19 protein-coding genes are annotated in these 23691 nt (G+C 70.3%); 3 read left to right on the plus strand and 16 right to left on the minus strand.

Going from position 1 to position 23691, the window contains the following annotated elements; genetic code table 11:
• The 9 genes from FHR82_RS09870 to eccD all read right to left on the minus strand — a co-directional run.
• Positions 1-1902: WXG100-like domain-containing protein (locus tag FHR82_RS09870; protein WP_446471755.1), on the minus strand; the 1902-nt coding region annotated here is incomplete at its 3' end.
• A 9-nt stretch (positions 1903-1911) separates the two neighbouring features.
• A complete protein-coding gene (locus tag FHR82_RS09875; RefSeq protein ID WP_184809968.1) occupies positions 1912-2223 on the minus strand; it encodes a hypothetical protein in 312 nt (103 codons plus the stop codon).
• Entirely contained in the window at positions 2220-2615 is a 396-nt protein-coding gene (locus FHR82_RS09880) for a YbaB/EbfC family nucleoid-associated protein (protein WP_221463590.1), read from the minus strand. Before FHR82_RS09880 ends, FHR82_RS09875 begins: the two co-directional genes overlap by 4 nt.
• 9 nt (positions 2616-2624) lie before the next feature.
• Entirely contained in the window at positions 2625-5465 is a 2841-nt protein-coding gene (locus FHR82_RS09885) for a hypothetical protein (protein WP_184809969.1), read from the minus strand.
• A 26-nt stretch (positions 5466-5491) separates the two neighbouring features.
• Positions 5492-7852: a hypothetical protein gene (locus tag FHR82_RS09890; protein WP_184809970.1), complete on the minus strand. Its 2361-nt coding sequence runs from the start codon at positions 7850-7852 to the stop codon at positions 5492-5494.
• 70 nt (positions 7853-7922) lie between these two features.
• The gene (locus FHR82_RS09895; RefSeq protein WP_184809971.1) at positions 7923-8213 is read right to left on the minus strand and encodes a hypothetical protein; all 291 of its coding nucleotides are present in this window, start codon (positions 8211-8213) and stop codon (positions 7923-7925) included.
• Positions 8214-8254: 41 nt separating this feature from the next.
• Positions 8255-8548 carry a hypothetical protein gene (locus tag FHR82_RS09900; RefSeq protein ID WP_184809972.1) on the minus strand — a complete coding sequence of 98 codons (294 nt, stop codon included), beginning with the start codon at positions 8546-8548 and terminating at the stop codon, positions 8255-8257.
• 18 nt (positions 8549-8566) lie between these two features.
• Positions 8567-9919 carry a type VII secretion protein EccB gene (gene eccB / locus FHR82_RS09905; RefSeq protein ID WP_184809973.1) on the minus strand — a complete coding sequence of 451 codons (1353 nt, stop codon included), beginning with the start codon at positions 9917-9919 and terminating at the stop codon, positions 8567-8569.
• A gap of 49 nt (positions 9920-9968) precedes the next feature.
• Positions 9969-11393 carry a type VII secretion integral membrane protein EccD gene (gene eccD, locus FHR82_RS09910; protein ID WP_184809974.1) on the minus strand — a complete coding sequence of 475 codons (1425 nt, stop codon included), beginning with the start codon at positions 11391-11393 and terminating at the stop codon, positions 9969-9971.
• Positions 11394-11605: 212 nt separating this feature from the next.
• On the opposite strand from eccD, the gene eccCa reads away from it, so the two are divergent.
• The 3 genes from eccCa (at position 11606) to FHR82_RS09925 (ending at position 17840) form a co-directional block, all read left to right on the plus strand.
• Entirely contained in the window at positions 11606-15556 is a 3951-nt protein-coding gene (eccCa, locus tag FHR82_RS09915) for a type VII secretion protein EccCa (RefSeq protein ID WP_184809975.1), read from the plus strand.
• Complete coding sequence (locus FHR82_RS09920) at positions 15553-16698, plus strand: S8 family serine peptidase (RefSeq protein WP_184809976.1); 1146 nt, start codon at positions 15553-15555, stop codon at positions 16696-16698. The genes eccCa and FHR82_RS09920 overlap by 4 nt, the downstream gene beginning before the upstream one ends.
• 233 nt (positions 16699-16931) lie before the next feature.
• The gene (locus tag FHR82_RS09925; RefSeq protein ID WP_184809977.1) at positions 16932-17840 is read left to right on the plus strand and encodes a hypothetical protein; all 909 of its coding nucleotides are present in this window, start codon (positions 16932-16934) and stop codon (positions 17838-17840) included.
• Between the two features lie 7 nt (positions 17841-17847).
• Here the strand turns inward: FHR82_RS09925 and FHR82_RS09930 are convergent, their stop codons facing one another.
• The 7 genes from FHR82_RS09930 to FHR82_RS09960 form a co-directional block, all read right to left on the minus strand.
• Positions 17848-18945, minus strand: coding sequence for an IS630 family transposase (locus FHR82_RS09930; RefSeq protein ID WP_311770992.1), 1098 nt, complete (start codon positions 18943-18945; stop codon positions 17848-17850).
• Between the two features lie 229 nt (positions 18946-19174).
• Complete coding sequence (locus tag FHR82_RS09935; RefSeq protein WP_184809978.1) at positions 19175-19858, minus strand: DUF899 domain-containing protein; 684 nt, start codon at positions 19856-19858, stop codon at positions 19175-19177.
• Positions 19855-20325 (minus strand): SRPBCC family protein, encoded by a 471-nt coding sequence (locus FHR82_RS09940; protein ID WP_184809979.1) that lies wholly within the window; start codon positions 20323-20325, stop codon positions 19855-19857. Before FHR82_RS09940 ends, FHR82_RS09935 begins: the two co-directional genes overlap by 4 nt.
• 3 nt (positions 20326-20328) lie before the next feature.
• On the minus strand, positions 20329-20658 hold the full coding sequence (locus FHR82_RS09945) for an ArsR/SmtB family transcription factor (RefSeq protein ID WP_184809980.1): 330 nt from the start codon (positions 20656-20658) through the stop codon (positions 20329-20331).
• A 2-nt stretch (positions 20659-20660) separates the two neighbouring features.
• Positions 20661-21092: an SRPBCC domain-containing protein gene (locus FHR82_RS09950; RefSeq protein ID WP_184809981.1), complete on the minus strand. Its 432-nt coding sequence runs from the start codon at positions 21090-21092 to the stop codon at positions 20661-20663.
• A gap of 83 nt (positions 21093-21175) precedes the next feature.
• Complete coding sequence (locus FHR82_RS09955) at positions 21176-22489, minus strand: cytochrome P450 (protein WP_184809982.1); 1314 nt, start codon at positions 22487-22489, stop codon at positions 21176-21178.
• Positions 22490-22561: 72 nt separating this feature from the next.
• Entirely contained in the window at positions 22562-23683 is a 1122-nt protein-coding gene (locus tag FHR82_RS09960) for an endonuclease (protein WP_184809983.1), read from the minus strand.
• Positions 23684-23691 lie beyond the last annotated feature (8 nt).

Raw genomic sequence — 23691 nt, forward strand, 5'->3', positions numbered from 1 at the left:
CTGCCCGACCAACGGCGGCGGCTGCGACGGCACCACCGGCGAGTTCTCGCCATCCACAACAGGAGGCCGCTGACTCGGCACCTCCGGCTGATTCGTACCGTCCACCAGCGGCGGCTGCTGGGACGGTTCCTCCGGCTGATTCGTGCCACCCACCAGCGGCGGCTGCTGGCTCGGCACCTCCGGGTTCGTCGGGCCCACCGCGGGTGGTTGCTGCTCGGGGGTCAGGTTCGTGTTCGAGCCTTCGACGACGGAGGGCTGGTGACTCGGGTCGACCTGCGGGCTCGTCTGGTCGACGACCGGCGGTTGCTCCGATGGCACCTCCGGCTGGTTCGTGCCGTCGACCGGCGGGGGCTGCTGGGACGGCACCGTCTGCTGGTTCGAGCCGTCGGCCACCGGGGGCTGGGGTTGCTGGTCCTGGTTGGAGATCGGGGGCGGGACCGTCGACGGGGTGGTAGCCGGTTGTTGCTGGTTCGACGTCGGCGGGTTGGGGCCCGCGATCGTGTCGGTCGGGAACTGGTTCTGGCTGCCCTGGGGTGGGAACTGCTGCGAGTTCAGGCCGCGGGAGTTGTCCGGGTTGTTGACGAAGTCGTTGCCGGGCGGGTTGTGCGCCGGGCCGCCCTGCTGGTTGCCGGTCGGGCCGGTTCCCTGGCCGTTGCCGAAGCCGTTTCCGTTGCCGTTGCCGAACCCGTTGCCGTTGCCGTTGCTGCCACCGGGGCCGTTGCCGGAACCGTTGCCCGCGCCAGGACCCGGGCCGTTGCCGAAGCCGTTCCCGGCACCCGGACCGGAACCATTGCCGAAACCGTTCCCCGGCCCAAACCCGTTCCCAAGCCCGGGATCCGGCCCAGGACCATTCCCGGATCCAGGACCAGGGCCGTTCCCAGCCCCACCGGCACCATCCGGCCCCCCACGCGCATCACCCGCCGGCGGACCACCAGGCGGACCCCCACCGGGCCCACCGCCCGGACCGCCACCGGGACCGGTGTTGACATCGAAGACAAACTTCCCGATCCCATCACCGATGTTGCTACCCGTTGCCGACGCCGCGCCGGACGTCGCCGCGTACGGGTTCATCTCGAACTCGCCCTCGGTGGCGTACTTGTACAGCGCCTCGGTGAGGGTCTCGTGGAAGGCTTCCGTGCCGATGTCGGTCAGGATCTCCGGGAGCTTCTTCTGCCAGTTGTTGCCCCAGAGCTTGCTGAAGTAGTTGTTCAGGAACTTGGTCAGGCCACTGGAAAGCGCCTTCCCGAGACCACTCATGAACGGGGCGAGCGCCGCGCCCATCGCACCGACGCCTGCCGCGTTCTTCGTCTTGTCGGTGTCCCAGTTGTTCCTCGTGCCCATCGCGAACTGGGTGGCCTGGGCCGCGGCGTCGATGAGCAGCTGGAAGGCGATGCCGAAGACGGCGGCCTGCAGCAGCTGCAGCAACAGCCTGCCGAGCAGGCTGCGCAACAGAAAACGGACGATCGCCATGCGGGCCGCCAGCCAGGCCATGGAGGCGCCGCCGGTGAACGGGGACATGGCGATGGCGAGCGCGATCTCCGCCAGGAGCGCGATCAGCGAGTAGATGGAGACGAGCTTCATGTACTCGACGTCGAGCGCCAGCTTGAGCAGGTAGTCCGACAGGCTCTTGAACAGCTCCGCCGCGGCGTCGATGTAGTTGTCGCCCTCGATGAAGGGGGACACGCGGGCCGCGAAGGCGCGTTCCGCCTCGCCGGCGAACTCCGACCTGATGGCCTGGACGGCGGCGCGCAGGCCGGGGCCGAGCTGGCTCCCCAGCGCCTGCGCGCCCACCGCCCATTCCTGTGCCAGAGCGCGAAGGTGGTCCTCGTTGGCGTCCGGCCACTCCTCGCCGGTGAGCACCTGGAACAGCTTCGCCACTTCCGGGCTGACCATCATGGCCATGGGAACCGCCTACTGGTGCGGGGTGGCCGAGTCGGCGTCGCGGTCGGTTTGCTCGAAGTTCTTCGCCGCGTCGAGGGTCTTGGCCGAGTAGCTGCCGACGACCTGCATGAGCAGCACCAGGAACTCCAGCGCCTTCTCCTCACCTGGCTTGTAGTTCGTGGTGAACTGCTCGCCCATCTCGCCGGTGCCGCCCGCGTTGCGGTAGGTGGACGTCGCCGACTGGAGCTTGCCGCCGATCTGGTTCGCGAGCGTCGACCACTGGGCGAGGTTGATCCCGCCCCGCGTCAGCGCGGCGACGTCGACATAGAGCCGGTCGCTCATCGGGACCACTTCCCCACGTCCGCGATGGCGGTGTCGATCATGGACTCCAGGTCGGGACCCACCGACCGCAACTGCTCGAGGTCGACGCCGGCCGGGACGAGCCCCGCCATCAGCTCGCCGGTGGTCACCGCGGCCTGCCGCTGTGCGTCCGCGACCACCTCGACGATCTTCGCGCCGAGCTCCTTGGGCGCCATCTCGCGCCACCGCTTGCCGTTGAACGCCAGTTCCGTCAACCGGCCCTGACCGTCCACGGTGGCCTGGAGCATCCGGTCCTTGGACGTCGCGGTCGCGGTGGCCTCGTGCATCTTCCCGAGTGCCGAGGCGATCTCACCCTGCTTGTCGCGCAGTTCGCGCATCGCCTCGGTCATCTCGTTCCCGAACGACGAGAACATGCCTGCCTCCTATCCGTTCGCCGTCTGCTCGGCCGACTGGTCCGCCTGCTTGTCCTGCTCGGCGGGCTTGCCGCGGGCAGGCGCGGAACTGACGTGGACGTGCGTCGGCGCGAGCGGCTCGTCCGCCGCGTACCGGTCGTCGTTGGGGAGCCCGATGATCCCGATGCCCGCGTCGTTGTCGGTGCCCCAGACCTTGTCGTCCTCCGACAACCAGGTCTGCCGTTCGCGTTCCTTGCTGTCGCCGTTGCCGGACATGGGCGGCATCATCGGCGGCGGCATCATCGGCATGCCACCCTGGCGGTTGGCGAACTCGCCGCCGAACTGCGAGTTGTTGTCCTTGAACGGCTGGTCCTGGCCGGACCAGTCGGACCAGCCCTCGCCACCGAAACCGCCGCCCGCGCCGCCACCCGCACCGCCGCCGGGGGCACCGCCACCACCGCCGAGACCGGAGAACTCGCCGCCTGGCGCACCGGAGCCACCGGCACCGCCGCCGGGCAGGCCACCACCGAAGTCACCCGGGATACCGGCCCCGCCTGCCCCACCGCCGGGCAGGTTCGGCAGACCGCCGCCACCGCCGAAGTCGCCGGGGATGCCGGAGCCGCCCGGGCCGCCGCCGGGCAGGTTCGGCAGACCGTTGCCGCCGGACAGGTTGGTGAAGTCCCCGGTGTTGCCGTTGCCACCGGGGCCGTTCCCGAAGTCACCGCCGCCGGGCAGGTTCGTGAAGTCGCCCGTGTCGCCGTTGCCGCCGGGCAGGTCGAGGCCGCGGCCATCGGGGAGGTTGAAGTCACCCGTGTCGCCGTTCCCGCCTGGGTTGCCGAAGTCGTTGCCGCCCGGCAGGGTGAAGTCACCGGGGTTGCCGTTCCCACCTGGGTTGCCGAAGTCGTTGCCGCCCGGCAGGGTGAAGTCACCGGGGTTGCCGTTGCCTCCCGGGTTGCCGAAGTCGTTGCCACCGGGCAGGGTGAAGTCGCTCGTGCCGTTGCCGAACGAGCCGAAGTCGTTCTGGCCGTTCGGCAGGTTCTCGCTGCCGGGCGGGAACTCCGAGTCGCCGACGACGAAGTCACGGATGTTCGGCGTGACCTGCCCGTCGGGGAAGTCGCCGGTGACCGGGTTGCCGTTGGCGTCGACGGGGTTGCCGTTGATGTCGACCGGGTTGCCGTTCGCGTCGACGAAGCCGCCGTTCCCGTTCGTGCGGAGGTTCGGGACATTGCTGGTGCCGTTGCCCTGGCCGCCGGGGAACACCGGCGGGATGACCGGTGGTGGCGTGGCGTTGCCCTCACCGCCGGGCGGCGTCAGCTGGTTCGGGGGCGGCGTCTGGTTGTTGCCTGCCAGGAAGTCGGTCGAGTTGCCGCCCGGGCCGTTGCCACCGGGGCCGTTCTGGTTGGTGAGCGCGTTGTTGCCGTCGCCGAACGGGTTGCTGTTGCCGTTCCCGAACGGGTTGTCGTTCCCGTTCCCCTCGCCGAACGGGTTGTTGTTCCCGTTCCCGAGAGCGTTGTTGTTCCCGTTGCCGAAGGGATTGCTGTTCCCGTCACCGAACGGGTTGTTGTTGCCATTGCCGAACGGGTTGTTGTTCCCGTTCCCGAACGGGTTGTTGTTGCCGTCGCCGAAGGGGTTGTTGTTCCCGTTCCCGAACGGGTTTCCGTTGCCGAAGGGGTTGTTGTTCCCGTTGCCGAACGGGTTGTTGCCACCGCCGAACGGGTTGTTGTTGCCGCCGCCGGTGGGCGGTGGGGTCGGGGTGTCCAGGGCTTCGAGTGGCTCCTTGGTCCCGTCGTAGGTGGTCTGGAGCGCCGAGAGCAGCACCCTGGCCTGCTGGTCGAGCGGCTCCATCTTCTTCTTGACGTAGTCGGAGATCGCCCTGTTGACGGTGTCCCACGTCGCCTGGCTGTCCAGCGGACCGGTGATCACGGGGAACCCCTCGGGGAGTGCGCTCGGCGTGAACGTGGCCACGCCGTAGTCCGCGACCTTGTAGTCGATCCAGAAGAAGTGGTCCTCGATCGTGATCTGGAGCGTCGGCCGGGTGTTGGCGGCGGAGCTGTACTGGGAGACGGTCTCCCTGATGTACTGCTCGGCGCGCTCGCGGCTCTGCATCGCGTAGTAGTCGAGGAGGTAGTTCGGGGTGCCGTGCGCCAGTCCCCTGCCGAGGATGTAGTTGTGCACGTTGTTGATCACGGCACCCATGGCGTAGTTCACCGCGCCCGCCAACGTGTTGGCGTGCGCGTACCACAGGTCGGCCATGCCCTTGCCGAACGTCAGCAGCGCGTCCGCGGTGCGCTGCAGCCGCTCCGGCGTCTTCCGCTCGGTGACGATCTGCTCGTGCAGGTCGTTGATGGTGTAGGTGATCTTGTCGAGGTTCTGCTTGATCGCGTACGCGGCCTTGCCCTTGAAGGCCGAGTCGTCACTGGAGAGCTTGTTCACCCACTGCCGCAGCGTTTCGAGGTTCGTGGACAACCACAGCACGTACTTGTCGACCGCGGTCTTGGCGTCCCGCAGCTTGTCGACGTCCATGAGCGGCCCGAGCTTCGCGATCGCGAGGCTGGGCATCAGGTCGTTCATCTCCGACAACGCGGTGTCCCAGTTGTACGTCGCGGTCGTGTTCTTGCCGACGTTGATGTACCACTTGTCCCACGCGTGGTAGCTGTACGCCGTGCCACCGGACTGGCCGTCCGCCTGGGCCGACCCCGGGGCGGGACTCGTGCCGACGTTGAGCCAGCCCTGGCCGGGCATCGCGCCTGCCTTCAGCAGTGCGTGCAGGTCGAACCCGTTGCCCGTGGTGCCGAACATGATCTGCTCGTACGTCGCCCTGGAATGGTCCGAACCGGTGAGCGGCGCAGGGGTACCAAGTGGATCGGTCATCACTCATCTCCTGTGACGTCGCGAGCTCAGACAACGCCGCCGGGCAGACCGCCGTTGTTGAAACCGGGGTAGTTGGTGGTGAACTTCGTCGCGTCGTACGCGGCGAGGTCGTCGGTCTCCTTGAACACTTCCTTCGCCAGCTGCAACGACTCGTGGAAGGTCTTGAGCGTCTTCTCCAGGCTCTTGGACTCGGTGTCGACCGAACCGCCGAAGTTCCCGCCGCGCGTGATCAGCTTGGTCGCGGGCTCCCAGGTCTGGTTGCTCGGCTGCAGCAGGAGTTCGGCGTCGAGGTAGGTGACGTCGTCGTGCGTCGCGTCGTCGAGGGTGTCGCGCACCCCGCCGACCACGCTGGTCAGCTGCGTGTAGGACGCCTCGTCGAACTTGACGTTCGGGTCCGGGCCGACGTTGCCGTTCGCGGGCGGGAAGAGGCCGCCCGGTCCGCCGCCGGTGGTGGTGAACAGCGGGGTGTTGCCGTTCCCGTTGCCGTTGCCGTTCCCGTTGCCGTTCGTGTTGCCGTTGCCGGGTGTGATGACGTTGCCCGGCGTGCGGACGCCGGCCACCAAGGGCGGGGTCGCGGGATCGTTCTGGGCGGGCAGGCCCATCGTCGCGTTGTCCGGGTCGCCGTTCCCGTTTCCGTTTCCGTTGCCGTTCCCCTGGAAGCCGGGCGGGGGCACGGACTTGTAGAACGTCTGCGGCTGTTCGCCGCCGGTGCCCCCTGTGCCATCGCCGCCCGGGGACTGCTGGTCGCCGTTGCCCTGCCCATTGGTCGCCGGCGGGGGCACGTAGGCCGTCACCGGCGGTGTCACCGAGGTGGTGGGCGACAGCGCTGTCATCGGGACGGCCGGAGTTGCCGGGATCGCCGGGGTAGTGGGGGTTTGCGGCGTCAGGCGGGAGGACTCGGTCGCGGGGATCCGCTCGCCGAGTGGCTTGCCCTGCACGGCCATGCCCCGCTCGGTGGGGGTGGCCGGGGTGGTCGGCTTGGACAGGCTGGACAGCGGTGGCGCCATCGTCTCGCGCTCACCGGTGGCACCGGGGGTGGGCTTCTTGGCGTGGTCGTACGCGACGTTGGAGTCGGTGGGCGTCTGGCCCGGGGTTGCCGGTTTGCCTGCGCTGCCGCTCGGGACGTTCGCCGAGCTGTCGTGGTGCGAAGGACGGTCACCGTGGGGGCGGTCCGCGGGATCGTGCTCGCCCTTGCCGGGCTTGTCGTGCTTGCCGGGCTTGTCGTCGCAGTCGTCGTGGTGACCGGGCCGGTCGCCCTTGCCGTGCTCGCCAGGCTTGTCGTGCTTGTCCTCGGCGTCGTGGTGGCCGGGCTTGTCGCCGGGCTTGTCGTCACCGAGCCGATCGTCGCTGTCCTCGGCGTCGTCGTCGCCGGGCTTGCCATCGCCTGGTTTGTCGCCGCCTGGTTTGTCGCCGCCGCTGTCGTTGTCGTCGGCGGGGCAGTCGTCGGCGGCGTCCTCTTCGGACTCGTTGCCATCCGACTTGCCGTCGGCGGAGTCCTCGCCGTCCTCGGAGTCCTCGTCATCGGAGTCCTCGCCGTCGGACTTGCCGTCGGAGTCCTCGTCCGAGTCTTCGTCGTCTTCTTCGTCGTCGTCTTCGTCTTCGTCGTCCGTGTTCGTCGCGTCGCCTGGCTTGTGGTCGCCGGTCACGTTGTCGAGGCCCGGGTGCTCGTCGCCGCAGCAGGCGCAGCAGCAGTCGTCCGGCTTGTCGTCCGTGGGGACGGGCTCGGTGACCTCGCCGGGGCGGGTGCCGGCGTTGCCGTCGGGTGTCCCGGCGAGACGGTCGCTCACGTCCTCGCCGCGGTGGTGGTCGCTGTGGTCGTGGTCGTACCGGTGGTCACTATGCGAGTCACCGTGCGAGTCACCGTGCGAGTCGCCGTGTGAGTCGCCGTGCGAGTCACTGTGCGAGTCGTGATCGTTGGCCAGGTGGCGCTTCCCGGGCTCGTCCGGATCGAACGGCCGGTACTCCTGTCCGTCGTGGCTCTTCCCGCAGCAGGTGCAGGGCGTGTCGTCGACGGGCAGGATGTGCACGTCGCCCTCGACCGGACGGGCGGGCTCCATCGGCACGAGGGGCTCGGCCACCCGTGCGGTCATCGCGGGCACCGCGGCGTGGGCCGCGATGAGCGGCTCGCCCGGTGTCGCGGGCAGCAGCTGGCCCTCGGTCAGCGCGACGGCAGGCGAGCCGAAACCCTCGGCGGGCATGTCGGCCGTGTAGACCTGTTCGTCACCGGTCAGTGACCGTTCCGGTGAGTGGCCCGTCATGGGCGCGTGCGGCGACATCGGCATCCCCATGGGCGGAACCATCGGCAGCGTGCCACCCGAGCCCGATGCGGTCGCCTCGGCGACCTGCTTCTTCGCGGGCAGGATCTGCGCCGGATCCGTTTCCTCCACCGAACTCTCCTTCCGATTCCACCGGCCCGGTCAGCGGGCCGTCATGGGGATACCGATGCAGCCGTGGGGGTCACTGGATGAAGATCTGCGCGCCCCGGTTGTCGCCCTGCTTGAAGATCTCGTGCACGTTGATCGACGAGACCGTGGTCGCGTTGATCTGCTGCACCATCTCCTGGTACGCGGCGTTCCACTTGGTCTGGTACTCGAGCCAGATCGGCTGGGCGCCACCCCAGGCGGCCGCGGGGATGTTGCGCAGTGCGGAGTTGAGGTCCTCGATGATGACACCGAGGTTGCCGACGGCCTTGTAGAGCTGTTCGTTGATCTCCAGGTAGCCGTTGTGGTTGACGTCGAACGCGGTCATGCTGGGTCCTTCCCGGAAGGTGAAGCGGACGGCGGCCGGTACTACTTCGGCGCGCTGCTGGTCTCGGTCTCGACGTTGCGGTTGCTCTGCAGCAGGCCGCTGGCCTTGCCGTTCAGCTGCTCCAGCTCGGAGATGATCTTGGAGTAGTTCTGGTTCCAGTCGCTGAGCAGTCCGGCGAGCTTGACACCGGAGGTCGAGTTGTTGACCGAGGGCAGTGCGCCCGCGAGGCTCATGACCGAGTTGTTCAGGTTCCGCATCTGGCCGATGCCGGTGTTGGTGGCGTTGATGACCGACACCAGCATTCCGTCGTCGTAACCGTAGTTCGGGTTCGTCACCGGATCTCCTCCTTGTTTCTATTCACTTGCGACTTGTTCGGGGATGTCGAGCACGGGACCGGTCGGCAGCAGAGCGAGCAGCTCCGCCGGGACCAGCTCGGCCGCGTCCACCGAGAACCCGAGCGCCTCGGCTGCTTCGCCATCGGCCACGGGGAACTTCGCGCCCGCTTCGGTGATGAGGTAGACCCCGGCGCCCGGCACGCCCGGCGCGGGACGGGTGCGGGCGAGCATGCCCGCGCCGGGCGTGACCTCGACGAGGTCGGCGACCCGCCCGTCACGGGTGACGCCTGCCTGCGCGGTGTCCGGCGTGCCCGGCATGCCCGGCGCGGACACGAGCGTCGCCTGCTCGGACTGCCACCGCACGCACGGCACCCGCTCGTCGGTGTCCACAGAGGCCGGTGGGCTGGCCGGGAGCTCGGTCTGCCACACCGGTGCGGGCAGCACGGTCTGGGTCGCGAGCTGTGCCGGGGTGATCGCGATCGCGGGCGGGGTCTGGTTCCCGGGGTCCGCGCCGAGCAGCGTCGCCACGGTGCGCGACACCGGGACCAGCCCGGCGGGCGCGACGACGAACGTCCTGTCCCCCACCGCGTCCGGCACCGTGACCAGCTGGCCGAGCACGGACGGCATGCCCGCGACGTCCGGACCGGGACCGCCGTGTGCCACCGGCGGCGAGCCGAGGTCGGGTCCCGACGGCAACGTGTTGAGCCACGCCGAGTCGACGGGCACCGCCGTCGCCGGGTCCATGCCGAGCGCGCGGGGCACCCAGTCACCGGTGACGCGCAGGCGGGTGCCCTGCCACGCCAGGTACAGCTCCTGGCCGACCCGTACGAGCACCGCGTGCTCGGCACCGACCTCGGTCACGCCCGGCACGTCGCCGACGGTCACCGAGACCCCGGGGTCCTCATCGGACACACCGGCGCACACCATCCACGGCTTGCCGGAGACACCGACCGAGGGCAACGTGTCCGGGGCGCCCGGGATGCCGATCGGCGCGCCCTTGGGGAACTCCGCGAGGTCCTCGGCGCTGACCGACGCGACCGGCGGGTTGCCCTCCACGAGCAGTCGCGCCGACGCGTAGTTGAGCACCGGGCGCAGGCGGCCGTCGATGAGCAGGTAGCGGTTGCCGGAGTCCTCGTCCACGACGAGCGTGCCGGGCTCCTCCCGCCAGGAGTCGCTGCCCCGGCCGGAGAACAGGGCTACGATCAGGACGATCGCCATCACCACGATCGCGATGCCGATACCACCGGCCATGCCGACGGTGGTGCGGCGCAGTGGCCGGTCCGTCGCGTCGGGATCGGTGCGCAGCACCGCCGCGAGGATCCTGCCGACCACGAACGAGTGCGCCTCAACCTGCTCACGCCTGCCGTACACGCTTGCCCTCCTTTCCCTTTCGGCACACGGTTGTCATGTCGGAAAAGGTTCACAGCCAGGTGGAGACGAGGCCGTAGAACCCGGTGACGGTGAGCGCGAGCGCCAGTACGGCGAGCGCGCAGAGCCAGTGCAGGATGTCGCCGAGACGACCCCAGCGCGGCACGAGCCGCCGCCCGGGCAGCACCTGCGCGCCTGCCACGGCGTTGCCCGCGAGGCCGAGGAGGCCGACGAGCACGCACACCTGGCCGAGCAGCGGCAGGTCCACGACCCAGCGCAGCAGGATCGAGACGAGCACCGCGGCCGCCGGGACCATCGCGGAGAGCCGGTGCCAGATGCCCTGCATCTCCCGCGCCTGCAACAACAACAGGACGGCGACGACGAGACCGAGCGTCATCGTGTCCCACACCAGCTCGCTCGTGAGCACGAGCAACGCGCACGTGCCGATGGCGCCGAGGACGGCGAGGAACGAGGTGAGGTGCACGTCGGCGAGCGCCGCGCGGTCGAGCACGTCCTTGCTGGGCAACGGGTCCAGCCCCTGCTGGAACTCCTCCGGTGTCGTCGGCACCGGCTCGGCGGCGAGCCCGGCGAGCCACGCCGCGAGCTGCGGCGCCGCCCTGGACACCGCGAGCACCAGCACCACGACGACGGCCGCGGTCGCCTGCGCGTCCAGCCCGATGAGCATCCCGGTCATACACCCGATCGCGGCCAGCACCGCACCGGAGGTCACGGCGAGGAACCCCGGCTGCCCCACCCCGAGCGCCGCCCGCGCGACCGTGGCCGCCGCCGCGACGGCGACCACGGTGGCGAGCACACCCGCGCCGGTGAGCCACTCCCCTGCGGCGGCCGCACCGGCGGGCATCGCGAACCCGGCCACCCCCGCCGCGGCGACCCCGGTGGCGCCGAGCGTGATCGCCCCGCCGCGGTCGTCGAGCAGTCGCGCGAGGACGGTCCCGCCCCCGATCAACATGACCGCGACAGCACACGCGCTGATCGCGGTGGTCGTCCCGTCCGCGGCGAACACGGTGACCACGATCGCGAGCAACCCGCACAAGGCGGCGAGCCCGAGACACACCCGCCGGGTGATCACGGGCCGCCAGCTGTCGGTACGCGCGGACAGTCCGGTGTGGATCCCGTCGACGAGGTCGTCGAAGTCCGCGAGTGGCAGCTGGTCGTCGCGGGGCCGCAGGTGCAGCACGTCCCCGTCGTACAACCCGGCGGCGGCGATGCCGTGGTCCTCGTCCAGAGGTGCCTCACCGAGCCGCTGCAACACCCAGCCACCGTGCGCCAGCCCCGAGGTGGCGAGGGAGGGGTCGAGGTGCCCGAGCACGGTCGGCATGAGATCGGCGATCGGCACGTGGGCCGGTACGGCCAGTTCGACCCTCGACGTGGGGCCGCAGATCGTGAGCCTGCACATCTCGCCGGACCCGCCGGCCTGCGCGGTGGCCTGGGCTGTCGCAGGAGCGTTCTGGTTCATCGCCGCCATACCCCCCACACGGCACCCGTTCCGCCAGAGGTTCAGTCCCCTGGTGGCAGCCCGTTCCCAGGTTTCCGGCCCGGTTGTGAACGGTCCGGGCGGTCGTGCGCGCGTGGGTGAGTTCCGGGTGGCGTCCGAAGCGAGTGAACCCTCCGCGTGGGTTCGCGACGTGTACGTGGTGGACGGGCACCAGTAGCGAGGAGCGGACCGCGATGACGACAACCCTGTTCCGCAGGCCGAGCCGGGAGCAGCCACCGGAGATGCCGAGCGGGGAGCTGTCGCTGCAGGAGCCTCCCGCCCTACCGGAGACCGTCGGCCGGGACTTCATGTCCGCGCTGATGATGTTGCCGATGATGCTCGGCAGCGGCGTGTTCATGCTGATCTACATCGCGCCCAACAACCCCGTGCTCGGGCTCGGCATGTTCGGGCTCATGGCGCTGATGGCGCTGATCATGTTCCTGGTCCAGCTGGCGCGTGGCGGCACCGAACGGCGCGGCCGGATGCGGGGCGAGCGGCGGGACTACCTGCGTTACCTCGGGCAGGTCCGCAAGCAGGTGCGGGCCGCCTCGACCCGGCAGCGGGAGTCGCTCGCGTGGCGGCACCCCGATCCGAGCGGTCTGTGGTCCGTCGCGATGACCGGGCGGCTGTGGGAGCGGCGGGCCGCGCACGGGGACTTCGCCGAAGTGCGGGTCGGGACCGGGGCGCAGCGGCTCGCGGTGCGGATGAACCCGATGAACACCAAGCCGGTCTCCGACCTGGAACCGCTGTCCGCGCGGGCGTTGCGCCGGTTCATCAACGCGCACAGCACGGTGCCCAACCTGCCGACGTCGCTGTTCCTGCGCGGGTTCGCGAAGGTGCGGTTCAGCGGCGACGGGGACGCGATCCGGGCGATGACCCGCGCGGTGCTCGCCCAGCTGGTCACGTTCCACTCGCCGGAGGACCTGCGGGTGGCGGTGTGCGCGGAGCCGGGACGGGTGCACCTGTGGGACTGGGTGAAGTGGCTGCCGCACGCCCAGCACCCCGTCGAGCAGGACGGCGCGGGCCAGGCCCGGTTGCTGGCCGACGGCGTGGACGCGCTCACCGAGCTGCTCGACGCGGAGCTCGGTGAGCGCGGCCGCTTCGAGGCCGCGTCCTCCCCCAGCGCCGAGGAGCCGTACGTCGTGATCGTGCTCGACGGGGTGGCGGTGCCGTCGGAGTCGCGGCTGGCGGGCACCGGCTACCGCAACTCCGTCGTACTGGACGTCTCCGGTGCGCTCACCAGCGCGGGCCGGACCACGCTGCGGCTGGACGTGGCCGGGGAACAGGTCGACATGCTGCGCACCGACCGCACAGGCCAGGAAGTCCGCACCAACCTGTGCACGCCGGACCTGATGAGCACGTCGAAGGCCGCGACGCTCGCGCGGATCATCTCCCCGTACCGGCTGGGCGGCACCACCGACGTGGCCGAGCCCATGGTGGCGAACTTCGAGCTGCCGCAGCTCCTCGGCGTCACCGACGTCGACACGTGGGACCCGAGGACGCTCGCCCGCACCGGGCTGACCCGCGACCGGCTGCGGATCCCGTTGGGCATCACGGAGAACGGCGCGCCGATCGAGCTGGACATCAAGGAGTCCGCGCAGGGCGGCATGGGCCCGCACGGCCTGCTCATCGGCGCGACCGGCTCCGGCAAGTCGGAGCTGCTGCGCACGATGGTGCTCGGCATGGCGATGACGCACTCGTCCGAGGTGCTGAACTTCGTGCTCGTCGACTTCAAGGGTGGCGCGACGTTCCTCGGCCTCGACCGGCTCCCGCACGTGTCCGCGGTGATCACCAACCTGGCCGACGAGGCCACGCTGGTGACCAGGATGCAGGACGCGCTGCACGGTGAGATGGTGCGGCGCCAGGAGTTCCTGCGCGCGGCGGGCAACTACAGCTCCCTGCTGGACTACGAGAAGGCGCGCCTGTCCGGCACCCCGCTGGACCCGCTGCCGACGCTGTTCGTGATCGTCGACGAGTTCTCCGAGCTGCTGGCGACCAACCCGGACTTCGGTGAGCTGTTCGTGATGATCGGCCGCCTCGGCCGGTCGCTGGGCGTGCACCTGCTGCTCGCCTCCCAGCGCATCGAGGACGGCCGGATGCACAAGCTGGAGAGCCACCTCTCCTACCGCATCGGCCTGCGCACGTTCTCCGCGATGGAGAGCCGGTCGGTGATCGGTGTGCCGGACGCCTACCAGCTGCCGAGCGCGCCAGGCAACGGCTACCTGCGCAGCGACGTCGCGACCCTCATCCGGTTCAAGGCCGCGTACGTGTCCGGGCCGCACCGCCGCCGCACCCGCGAGCAGCGGCAGGAGGAGGTGCGGCGCCAGGTCGTCCCGTTCGGTGTCGGCAAGCTGCCGGTCACGATCACGTCGGCCCCGGCACCCGCGGCGCGTGTGCCGGAGGACGCCGAGACCGGCGACTCGGTGCTGTCGGTCGTGGTGGACAAGCTCGTCGGGCACGGCCCGCCGGCACACCAGGTGTGGCTGCCGCCGCTGGCCGACCCGCCGTCACTGGACCAGCTGCTGCCGCCGCTCGTGCCGGACCCCGTGCGCGGCCTGTCCGCGGCGGGCTGGCCGGGCTGCGGACGGCTGACCGTCCCGGTCGGTGTGGTGGACAAGCCGTTCGAGCAGAGCCGCGACCTGCACGTGGTCGACCTGGCGGGTCCCGGTGGGCACGTCGGCATCGCCGGTGGTCCCCAGTCCGGCAAGAGCAACCTGCTGCGCACCATGATCGCCGCCATCGCGCTCACCCACACCCCCGCGGAGACGCAGTTCTACTGCCTCGACTTCGGTGGCGGCACGCTCGCCGCGCTCGACGGGCTGCCGCACGTCAGCGGGGTCGCGGGCAGGCTGCAGGCCGAACGGGTCGCCCGCACGATCGCCGAGGTGCAGACGCTGCTCGCGGAGCGCGAGCAGGTCTTCGCCGAGCACGAGGTGGAGAGCATGGCCTCCTACCGGGAGCGGCGCGCGAAGGGCGAGTTCGCCGAGGACCCGCACGGCGACGTGTTCCTCGTCGTGGACAACTGGGGCGCGCTGCGCTCGGAGTTCGAGCAGCACGACATGGCGCTGCGTGCGCTCGCGGGCCGCGGCCTCGCTTACGGCGTGCACCTGGTGCTCACCACGAACCGGTGGTCCGATGTGCACAGCCAGCTGCGCGACCAGCTCGGCACCCGCCTCGAGCTGCGGCTGGGCGACTCGATCGACTCGGTCATCAACATGCGCAAGGCGGCCGAGGTGCCGCAGATCCCCGGCCGGGGCATGACGTCGAACCAGATGCACTTCCTCGCCGGGGTGCCGCGCATCGACGGTGTCTCCGGCACCGTGGAGCTCTCCGAGGCCACCCGCGACCTCGCCGCGGCCGTCGCCGAGACGTGGTCCGGCCCAGGTGCGCCCGCGGTGCGGATGCTGCCCTCGGTGCTGCCGGCCGACGAGCTGCCCGCGCCGCTGCCGGGCCCGAAGGTGGCGCTGGGTGCCGGCGAGCTGGACCTGCAGCCGGTGTGGCACGACTTCGGCGACCGCCCACACCTCACGATCATCGGCGACAGCGGCAGCGGCAAGACCGCGGCGCTGCGCCTGATCACGAAGGCCATCACCGCCGTGTTCACACCGGAGGAGGCGCAGATCCTGGTGGTCGACCCGCGACGCACGATCCTCGAGACCGTGCCGGACGCCTACCGGCGCGGCACCGCGGTGTCCGTGCCCGCCGCCGAGACGATGATCCGGGAGATCACCGCGGAGCTGCAGGAGCGGGTGCCCGGCACCGACATCACACCGGCGCAGCTGCGCAGGCGGGACTGGTGGAGCGGCCCGGAGATCTTCATCCTCGTCGACGACTACGACCTGCTGCTCGGTCCCGCGGGCGGTCCGTTCCAGTCCCTCGTGGAACTGGTACCGCAGGCGGGTGACATCGGCCTGCACATGATCATGGCGCGGGCCGCGGCCGGGTCGAGCCGGTCGGCGATGGAGCCGGTGACGCGGCGACTGCAGGAGTCGAACACGCCCGAGCTGGCGCTGTCGATGCCGAGCACCGAGCTGCCGCTGCTCAACGGTGCGCGGGGCAGGCAGCTCCCACCGGGCCGCGCGGTGCTGGTCACCCGCCGGGACGGGGTCGGGCTGCAGATCGGGTGGACGGAGGAGCCGGCATGAGGATGGTCCTGATCGGTGCGATCCTGGGCGTGACGGCCGCGTTCACCCCGGTGCTCCCCGCCGCGGCACAGCCACAGCCGCCGGTCGGCCAGTGCACGCCGCCGTCGGAGACCCCGATCACGCGCGAATCCTGGGCGCAGCAACGGATGGACGCCGCACGGGCGTGGCCGCTGACGCGCGGTGACGTGATCGTCGGGGTCGTCGACACCGGCGTCAGCGCGTCGACACCGGCGCTCGCTGGGGCCGTGCTGCCCGGCACGGACCTCGTCGGCGGTCCTGGCGACGACGACTGCTTCGGCCGCGGCACGTTCATCGCGGCGCTGATCGCCGCGCGCGAGAGCGACAACCCGGACGTCCCGTTCACCGGGATCGCGCCGGACGCGCGGATCTTCCCGGTCCGGGTCAGCGACGACCCGCCCAAGATCCAGGACCACGCCGGGCTCGCCCGCGCGATCGGCGACGGGATCAGGGCGTCGGTCGACGGCGGCGCCCGGGTGGTCGCGGTCGGTCTGGTGGCCACGCTGGACATGCCGGAGCTGCGGGCCGCGGTCGCGTACGCCGCCGAGCGGGACGTGCTGGTCATCGCGTCCGCGTCGGTGCCGAAACGGGGCCAGCTCGCCCTGCCCGCGCGCATCCCGGGGGTGATCGCGGTGGCGCCGGTCGGGCCGCAGGGGCCGCTCACCTCGCCGATCTACGGCGCGGACCCGACACTCGCCGCACCGGCACAGGACCTGATCGGTGTCGCGCCGCGCGGCGCGGGGCACCGGATGGCGTCCGGCCCCGAGCTGGCGGTGGGGTACGTGGCCGGGACGGCCGCGCTGGTGCGCTCCTACTACCCCGCGATGTCGGCACGCGAGGTCGCCGAGCGGCTGATGGGCACCGCCGACCACCCGTCGACCCCGTTGCCGAACAAGCTGATCGGGTACGGCGTGGTCGACCCGTTCTCGGCGGTCACGATCGTCCAGAACCTCGACACGGCACCGACCCCGGCGGCGGAGGACCTGACCGTCCCCAAGCCGCCGACACCGGACGAGGCACCCGCGAACAAGGCGCTGTGGCTCGCGGGTGGTGTCACGGCGGCAGCGCTGCTGCTGGCGGGCCCCACGATCGCCGCGGCCGCACGTCGCCGCCGCGCCACCTGAGCCCGGCCACAGCGCCTTCTCCGCAGAGGTCACGCTGGAGTCCCGCTCTTGCCGATGTACACAGTGGACCGTCTGCGCGGCGTCGCGCGGAACGTGCCGCGACAGCAGCGGCGTCGCCGCTGCACAACCGCTGAACGATCGCTGGAGTGGCACTGTTCGGCCGCTTGTGAGCGCGCCCGTACCCGTCGATGCTCGAAACGGAAGCGCTCTTTCGCCAGGAAACGGAGACGCCCGTGACAGGGTTAGCGACGGAACCGAAGCAGTCGACGCGCAACGGCAAGGCCGTGGCGTGGAGCGTGGTCGCGGGCATCCTGCTCGCCATCCTGTGGTCGTACGAGTTCGTCGACAGCGTGATCGGCGACAACGTGGCGAACACACTGCTCGGCCACGAGGCGAAGTCCACCCCGATCGTCGGCACCGGCGCGGGGCTGCTGTTCGCGTTCGTCTCCGGTTTCGCGGGCACGTTCACCGCGTGCAACATCGCGATGGCGGCGTCTGTCGGGCCGATGAGCCAGGCCGGCCAGGGATCGCGCACCGACACGCTGCGTGCGCTGATCCGGCCCCTCGGCGCGTTCACCGCGGGCATGGTGACGGTGTCGGCCGTGTACGGCTTCGTCGGCGTCCTGCTCGGCGACTCGCTCCCCCAGCTGTCGACGGCGATGGTCGGCGAGATGCCGGTGCGGCTGATCCAGTCGTCGGTGGTGTTCGGGATCGTGGGACTGGCGTTCGTGTACCTCGGCCTGGCCGCACTGGGCGTGGTGCGGGACATCTTCGCCGACCGCCCGACCGCCCGCGTCGTCGTACTCGGCGCGCTGGTGGGCGCGTTCCTGATCGGACGGCCGTACCCGATGTTCGTCAAGCTGTTCAACTGGGCCGCGGAGACCGGCAACCCCCTGTACGGCGCAGCGACGTTCGCCCTGCAGTCGCTCGGCAACATCGTGATCGTGACCGTGTTGTTCGCCCTGCTGATCCTCGGCACCCGGGGACGGTTCCTGACCTGGCTGGCAGGCAGCCCGCGCCGGATGAGCATGGTGAGCGGAACACTGCTGCTGGCACTGGGCGTGTTCACGGTCGTCTACTGGGACCTGCGCGTGCCGTCGATCTTCGGCTTCGGGTGGTTCCCGGAGATGCCGTACAACTAGTGGTGCGTCAGGCAACCTTGGTTGGGTAATGGGTCCAGGTTCGGATGGGTGAGTCGGTGGCGAACGCGGTCTTGGGTTGGGCGCGGGCGTTGCGCCAGCGGATGTAGCCCTCGATCGCGGCGTTCTGTTCCTCGTGACTGCGGTGATCGGTGCCGTTGAGCGCGAAGTAGCGCAGGGCGGCGAACTCGGCCTCGATCCAGTTCAACCAGGAGCCGTAGGTCGGCAGGAACACCAACTCGACCTGGTGGTCGGCGCACCAGGTGCAGACCTTGGGGTGGCGGTGCGGGGAGAAGTTGTCGCAGACGACATACAACTTGTCTTCAGGCCAGCGGGTGCGCAGGATCTTGAGCAGGTCAAGGAACTCGCGGTGGCGTTTGCGGTCCCGGATTCGGTAGAAGATCTTCCCGGTCGCCAGGTCCAGCGCGGCGAGCATGTGCATCACTCCGCCGTGGCGGTTGTAGGTCGCCCGCTGGCGCGCCGGCTTGGTGACCGGGCGCCAGGCTTTCCCTTTGCGGGGCTGGAGGTTCAACGGCCCGAACTCGTCCACGCAGACCACACGCCCGTCAGCGGGTGGGTGGTCGTAGAGGTCGAGGACACGGTGCATCTTCGCGATGAAGTCCGGATCCGTGGAGGCCTTCCAGGTCGTGGTGGTCTGCCACGAAACACCACCAGCGTGCAGGATCCGCCGCAGTGTCTCCCGGCTGATCGCCGCGACCGTGCCCCGGCCGATCAGATGCTCACGCAGCTTGGCCAGCGACCACGTGGAGAACGCGGTGATGCCCCAGTCGGCGGGGGACGTCCTGGCGATCAGGCAGATCCGTTCCCGGATCTGCTCACCGATCACCTTCGGGCGTCCCCCGCTCCATTTTGGGTCCAGCGCGTCGAACCCCCGCTCGTTGAACGCGTGGATCACATCCCGCACATACTCGGCGCTGACCTGCAGCAACGAGGTGATGTCCCGAACCGTCTGACCTTGGCCGGACATCATGACGACGATCGCCCGCCGCAACCGGACCGGATCCTTGCTGGTTCTGGTCACACGCTGCAGCTTGCGGCCTTCCTCCATCGACAGTGCCCGGACGAACACCTCGGGTCGACGAGCCACAACCACCTCCCGCACTCGATCTGCAGGAGACAGCCTGACTCACCACCACCAAGATCAATTACCGGGTCAACCTACTGAGACGAGCCACTAGTTGTCGCGGGTGGCCGGTTCCGGTGGGCCGGGTGTTCCGCGTGCCCGGCGAGTGGAGTGCCGTGAAAGGCGCGTTGTTGTCGTTGAGTGCCGTCAACGCGCCTTTCACGGCCTTGGGTGGTGCCGGTAAACGCGCCTTTCAGGGCCCCGCCGGAACCTCGTCGTCGTACGCGTCGTGCCAGTTCCACCACTCGTACGGCGGGGTCTGCGGATAGCCCTCCGGTGAGTCCTCCCACGACTCCTGCCGGCCAAGAGCCGTGATGTCCAAATAGGACCACGTGCTGCCCATCGCCTCGTCGCCGCGGTTGTTCACGTAGTACGTGCGGTAAACGCGGTCGTCGTCGTGGATGAAGGCGTTGGTGCCGTGGTATTCGGCGCATCCGAAGTCCGCGTCGAAGTCGTCCAGGAGGGTGTACCACGGCATCGTCCAGCCCATCCGGGCCTTCACCCGCTCGATGTCGGCCTGCGGCGCACGCGACGCGAACACGAGCGTGGTGTCCCGGGTGTTCAGGTGCCGGACGTCGGCGACCTGGTCGGCCACCAGTGAGCAGCCCTCGCACGCGTGGTCGGGCCAGCCGTGGACACCGGGCTCCAGGAACGCGCGGTACACGATCAGCTGCCGCCGCCCCGCGAACAGGCCCGGCAGGTCCACCCGGCCGGACGGGCCTTCGAACGCGTACTCCTTCTCCACCGCCACCCACGGCATGCGCCGCCGCTCGGCGGCCAGCGCGTCACGGGCCCGGGTGAACTCCTTCTCCTTGACCAGCATGCGTTCCCACTCGGCCTGCCACTCCTTCTCCTGGACCACCGGAGGCGTCTTCATCGGGTCACCGCCTTCTCCGGCACCTGGTGTCCGCCGTTCGCGTTCGGACGCCCGGTGCCGGTGGTGATCAGCTCCGGCAGGCTCGTCCGGACGTAGAAGCCCCAGGCGTTGACGCAGACGTCGTAGCACTCGTACTCCGACACCAGGCCGTGGTGGGTGAAGCGGACCTCGGTGCCGCCCTCGGTGTCCGCGATCTCGAAGGTGACCGTGGTGCCGATCCACTCCGTCTTGTCCGTGGTGAAGGCGAAGTGATTGTCCAGGATCAGCCACTCCACCTTCCGGTCCGGCACGACCTCGGTCACCCGGACCTTGCAGCGGTGCAGGTCCTGCATGTGGTAGTCGAACTCGTCGCCGGCGGCCGCGGTGCCGCCCTCGACCTCCTCCGACCACCACCCGCGCACGTTCGTGATCGCGGCGAAGGCCTCGGCGGGGGTCCGGTCGACGGTGAACGTCGTCGTGAAGCTCATGGTTCATCCCTCCAGGTGTTTGCGTAGTGCGTCGAAGTGGCCGTCCCAGTCACGGGCCAGCGCGGCCAGGTACTGCTGCGCCACCTGCATCGGCGCGGAGTGGAGCCGGTAGCGCACGCGGCGGCGCTCCCCCGGCTCGGCCGTGACCAGGCCGGTCTCGGTCAGCAGGTTGAGGTGTTTGGCGATCGCCTGTCGTGTGATCGGCAGGCGTGTCGCGAGGTCGGTGGCCGTCGCCGGGCCGCCCGACGCCAGCGCGGACAGGATGGTCCGCCGGGTCGGGTCGGCCAGCGCGACGAACACCTGCTCGGCGACCGCCTCCATGTCCGACGGCACGGTCAGGCTGCGTCGAGGTAGGCGATCAGCTCGTCCAGCTCGTTCTTCCAGCCATCGGTGTTGCCGTCGAAAGCCGCGCGGTGCGCGTCGTCGGGCAGCTGCGAGAACCCGCTCTCGACCACGGTCAGCCGGGTGCCCGCCCCGGCGGGTTTCAGCGTGAACTCGACGTACGTGCGACGCGGGTCGGCCTCGGGCAGGCCGTAGATGTGCCAGGTGAACCCGAACACCTCCGGCTCCTCGACCCGCTCGACCCGCATGCTGGCGGTGTCACCGCTGTCCCAGGCCATCGTCGCCGCGCCACCCGGCCGCAGGTCGATGGTCGCCTTGTTGCCGAACCACGCGCCGAGCCCCTCTGCCGTGGTCAGCGCGGCCCACACCTTCTCGCGCGGCTGCTTCAGCTCGACCACGCGCTCGATCCGATCCGGGAACCCCATCATGCCTCCTCATGTAGCAACCCAACGGTTGCCACACTATTGCAACCGTTCGGTTGCGTCAAGCGGGGAGGCCCAGGACGGGGTCAGCCGTCGAGGCGCACCGGTAGCCGTTCGAAGCCGCGCAGGATGCGGGTGCCGCGGCGGGTCGCGCCGGGCAGGCGCCGCAGCTTCGGATGCCTCGCGAACAGCGTCCGCAGCCCGACCTCCCCCTCCATCCGCGCGAGTGCGGCACCGAGGCAGTAGTGGCGGCCCGCGGAGAACGCGATGTGCTCGCGGGCGTTCTCCCTGCGCACGTCGAACCGGTCGGGGTCGGTGAACACGGCAGGGTCGCGGTTCGCGGCCGCGAGGATGGTGGTCACCAGCGCACCCTTCGGCACCGGCACCCCGGCGACCTCGGTGTCCTGGCGGCACGTCCGCCCGGTCAGCAGCACGGGCGGGTCGAGGCGGAGGATCTCGTCGACCGCGTTCGGCCAGCACGCCGGGTCGTCCGCGAGCACGCCGAGCTGGTCCGGGTGGTCGTGGAGCAGCGCCACGCCGTTGCCGAGCAGGTTCACCGTGGTCTCGAACCCGGCCGCGAGCACGAGCCCCGCCGTGGCGCGCAGCTCGCGGTCGTCGAGCCCGACCCCGTCCTCGCGGGCGGCGACGAGCTGGCTCAGCAGGTCGTCGCCGGGGTCGGTGCGCAGGCGGTCGAGGTGACCGGTGAGCCACGCGTCGAACGCGGCGAGCGCGGCCTCGACCGCGCGGAACTGGCGCCACGGCAGACCCATGTCGAGACTCGGCGCGGCGGCGGCCCCCAGCCGCAGCACCTGCTCCCGGTCCTGTGGCGGCACCCCGAGGATCTCGGCGATGACCGTCACCGGCAGGAGGCCGCAGTAGGTCTCGACCAGGTCCGCGGGCCCGGCCGGATCGATGGTGTCGAGCAGCTCGTTCGCGATCTCCTCGACCCGGCCGCGCAGGTTCTCCACCGCACGCACGGTGAACACCCTGGTGACGAGCCTGCGGTAGCGCGTGTGGTCCGGCGGCTCGGTCACCAGCAACGACGGCGGCGCGACGGGGTGGATGAACTCACCCGCCGACCAGTCGGCGAGCCGCCCGGGCAACCGGTTCGATTCGGGCGCGATCCCGCTGCGGAAGTCGTTGCTGCTCAACACTTCCTTGACCGTGGCGTGGCTCGCGGTGAGATAGGAGAAAGCGCCCCTGTGCAGCGGGCCGCGGCCACGGATCTCGGCGAAGAGCCCGTCCAGCCCGGCCGCCGACCCGGACGCGGCGAACAGCCGCGCCTGCAGGTCCCCCCGCCGAGCGGCGGTCAGCAGCGCGACCCGCGGCAACCCGTGCAGAAGTCCCCACCGCACGACGGGTTTGACCGCTTTCTCCACACGGCCCGTGAGCGTCACCATCGTTCCCTCCCCGTTGGTACCGGCGCGTACCAAAGCGTACGCCGACCGGCGGGGAGGGAACGACCCGCGACGTCAGCTCCAGATGGCCCGCGCCCACTCCGGGTGGTCGACGAACGGGTTGCGGTTGTGCTGGAAGCGGTCGTAGATCACCTGGTTGCGGCGCTGCTCGAACGCGTCCGGCGGGTCCTGGGCGTGCCACGCGAGCAGCACCGACAGCCTCCCCATGTACGGCGCGGAGCCGTTGGCCACCGAGTTGTTCATCTCCAGGTCCGCGAAGCCGTCGGTGCCCTCGTAGCGAACCGCCATGTAGAAGATCATCCTGGCCACGTCGCCCTTGACGGCGTTGCGGGGTTCGAACGAGTCGGCGTCGGTGTAGCTGCCAGGGGCCTCGCTGACGGCCGAGCCGCCGTTGTCGAAGTCCTTGTTGCCGCGGGCGCTGTTGACCGACACGTCCTCGGGCCGCAGGTGGTGCACATCCGTGCCGGGGCCGGTCGCGGTGCCGAAGTCGCCGTGGGACTTGGCCCAGACGTGTTCACGGTTCCAGTCGTTCGCGTCGCCGCCGTTGGTGGTCTTCGACTGCGAGCGGCCCGAGTACAGCAGGATCACGTTGTTCGCGTTCGCCGGGTCCTGGTCGGTGGCCTTCAGCGCGTCCCACACCTGGTCGTAGCTGAGCCTCGCGCCGGTGCTGATGATGTCGTGCAGTTCGGCCTTCAACGCCGGGCCGGTGAGGCCGAGCGCCGACCGGTAGTAGTCGTCGTCGTCCGGTGGCGGGGTGGTGCCGCCCGCGGGCGCGAACGCGGTCGGGGACTTGAGGCCGGGGTGGGAGAAGTACGCCGAGAGCGACCCGGTGACGTCGAGCCGGTCGCCCATCAGGTCCGGATTGGACATCAGGCCGTAGTCCGCGCGGAACCCGCTCGACACCTGCACGTAGATCATCCGTGCCGTGCTGGTCTCGCCCGGCGCGTCCGCGAGCGCGATGGCGTAGTCGGACGGGAACGCCGACGTGACAACGGTGTTGGTGGCGGTCGGCTGGCCGACCACGTACCCCCGAACGGTCGCCGACGCACCGGCCTGCTGGCCGATCGCCTGTGCGACGGTGAGTGGTGTGGCGGCGGCCGCCCCGGACGGAACCTGTAGTACGGCCAAGGCCAGCGCGGCGCCCACCACGGACGCGAGCAGCGGCCATCGCCTCATGCGAGCGA

It is taken from the genome of Actinophytocola algeriensis (assembly GCF_014203735.1).
Taxonomy (GTDB): domain Bacteria; phylum Actinomycetota; class Actinomycetes; order Mycobacteriales; family Pseudonocardiaceae; genus Actinophytocola; species Actinophytocola algeriensis.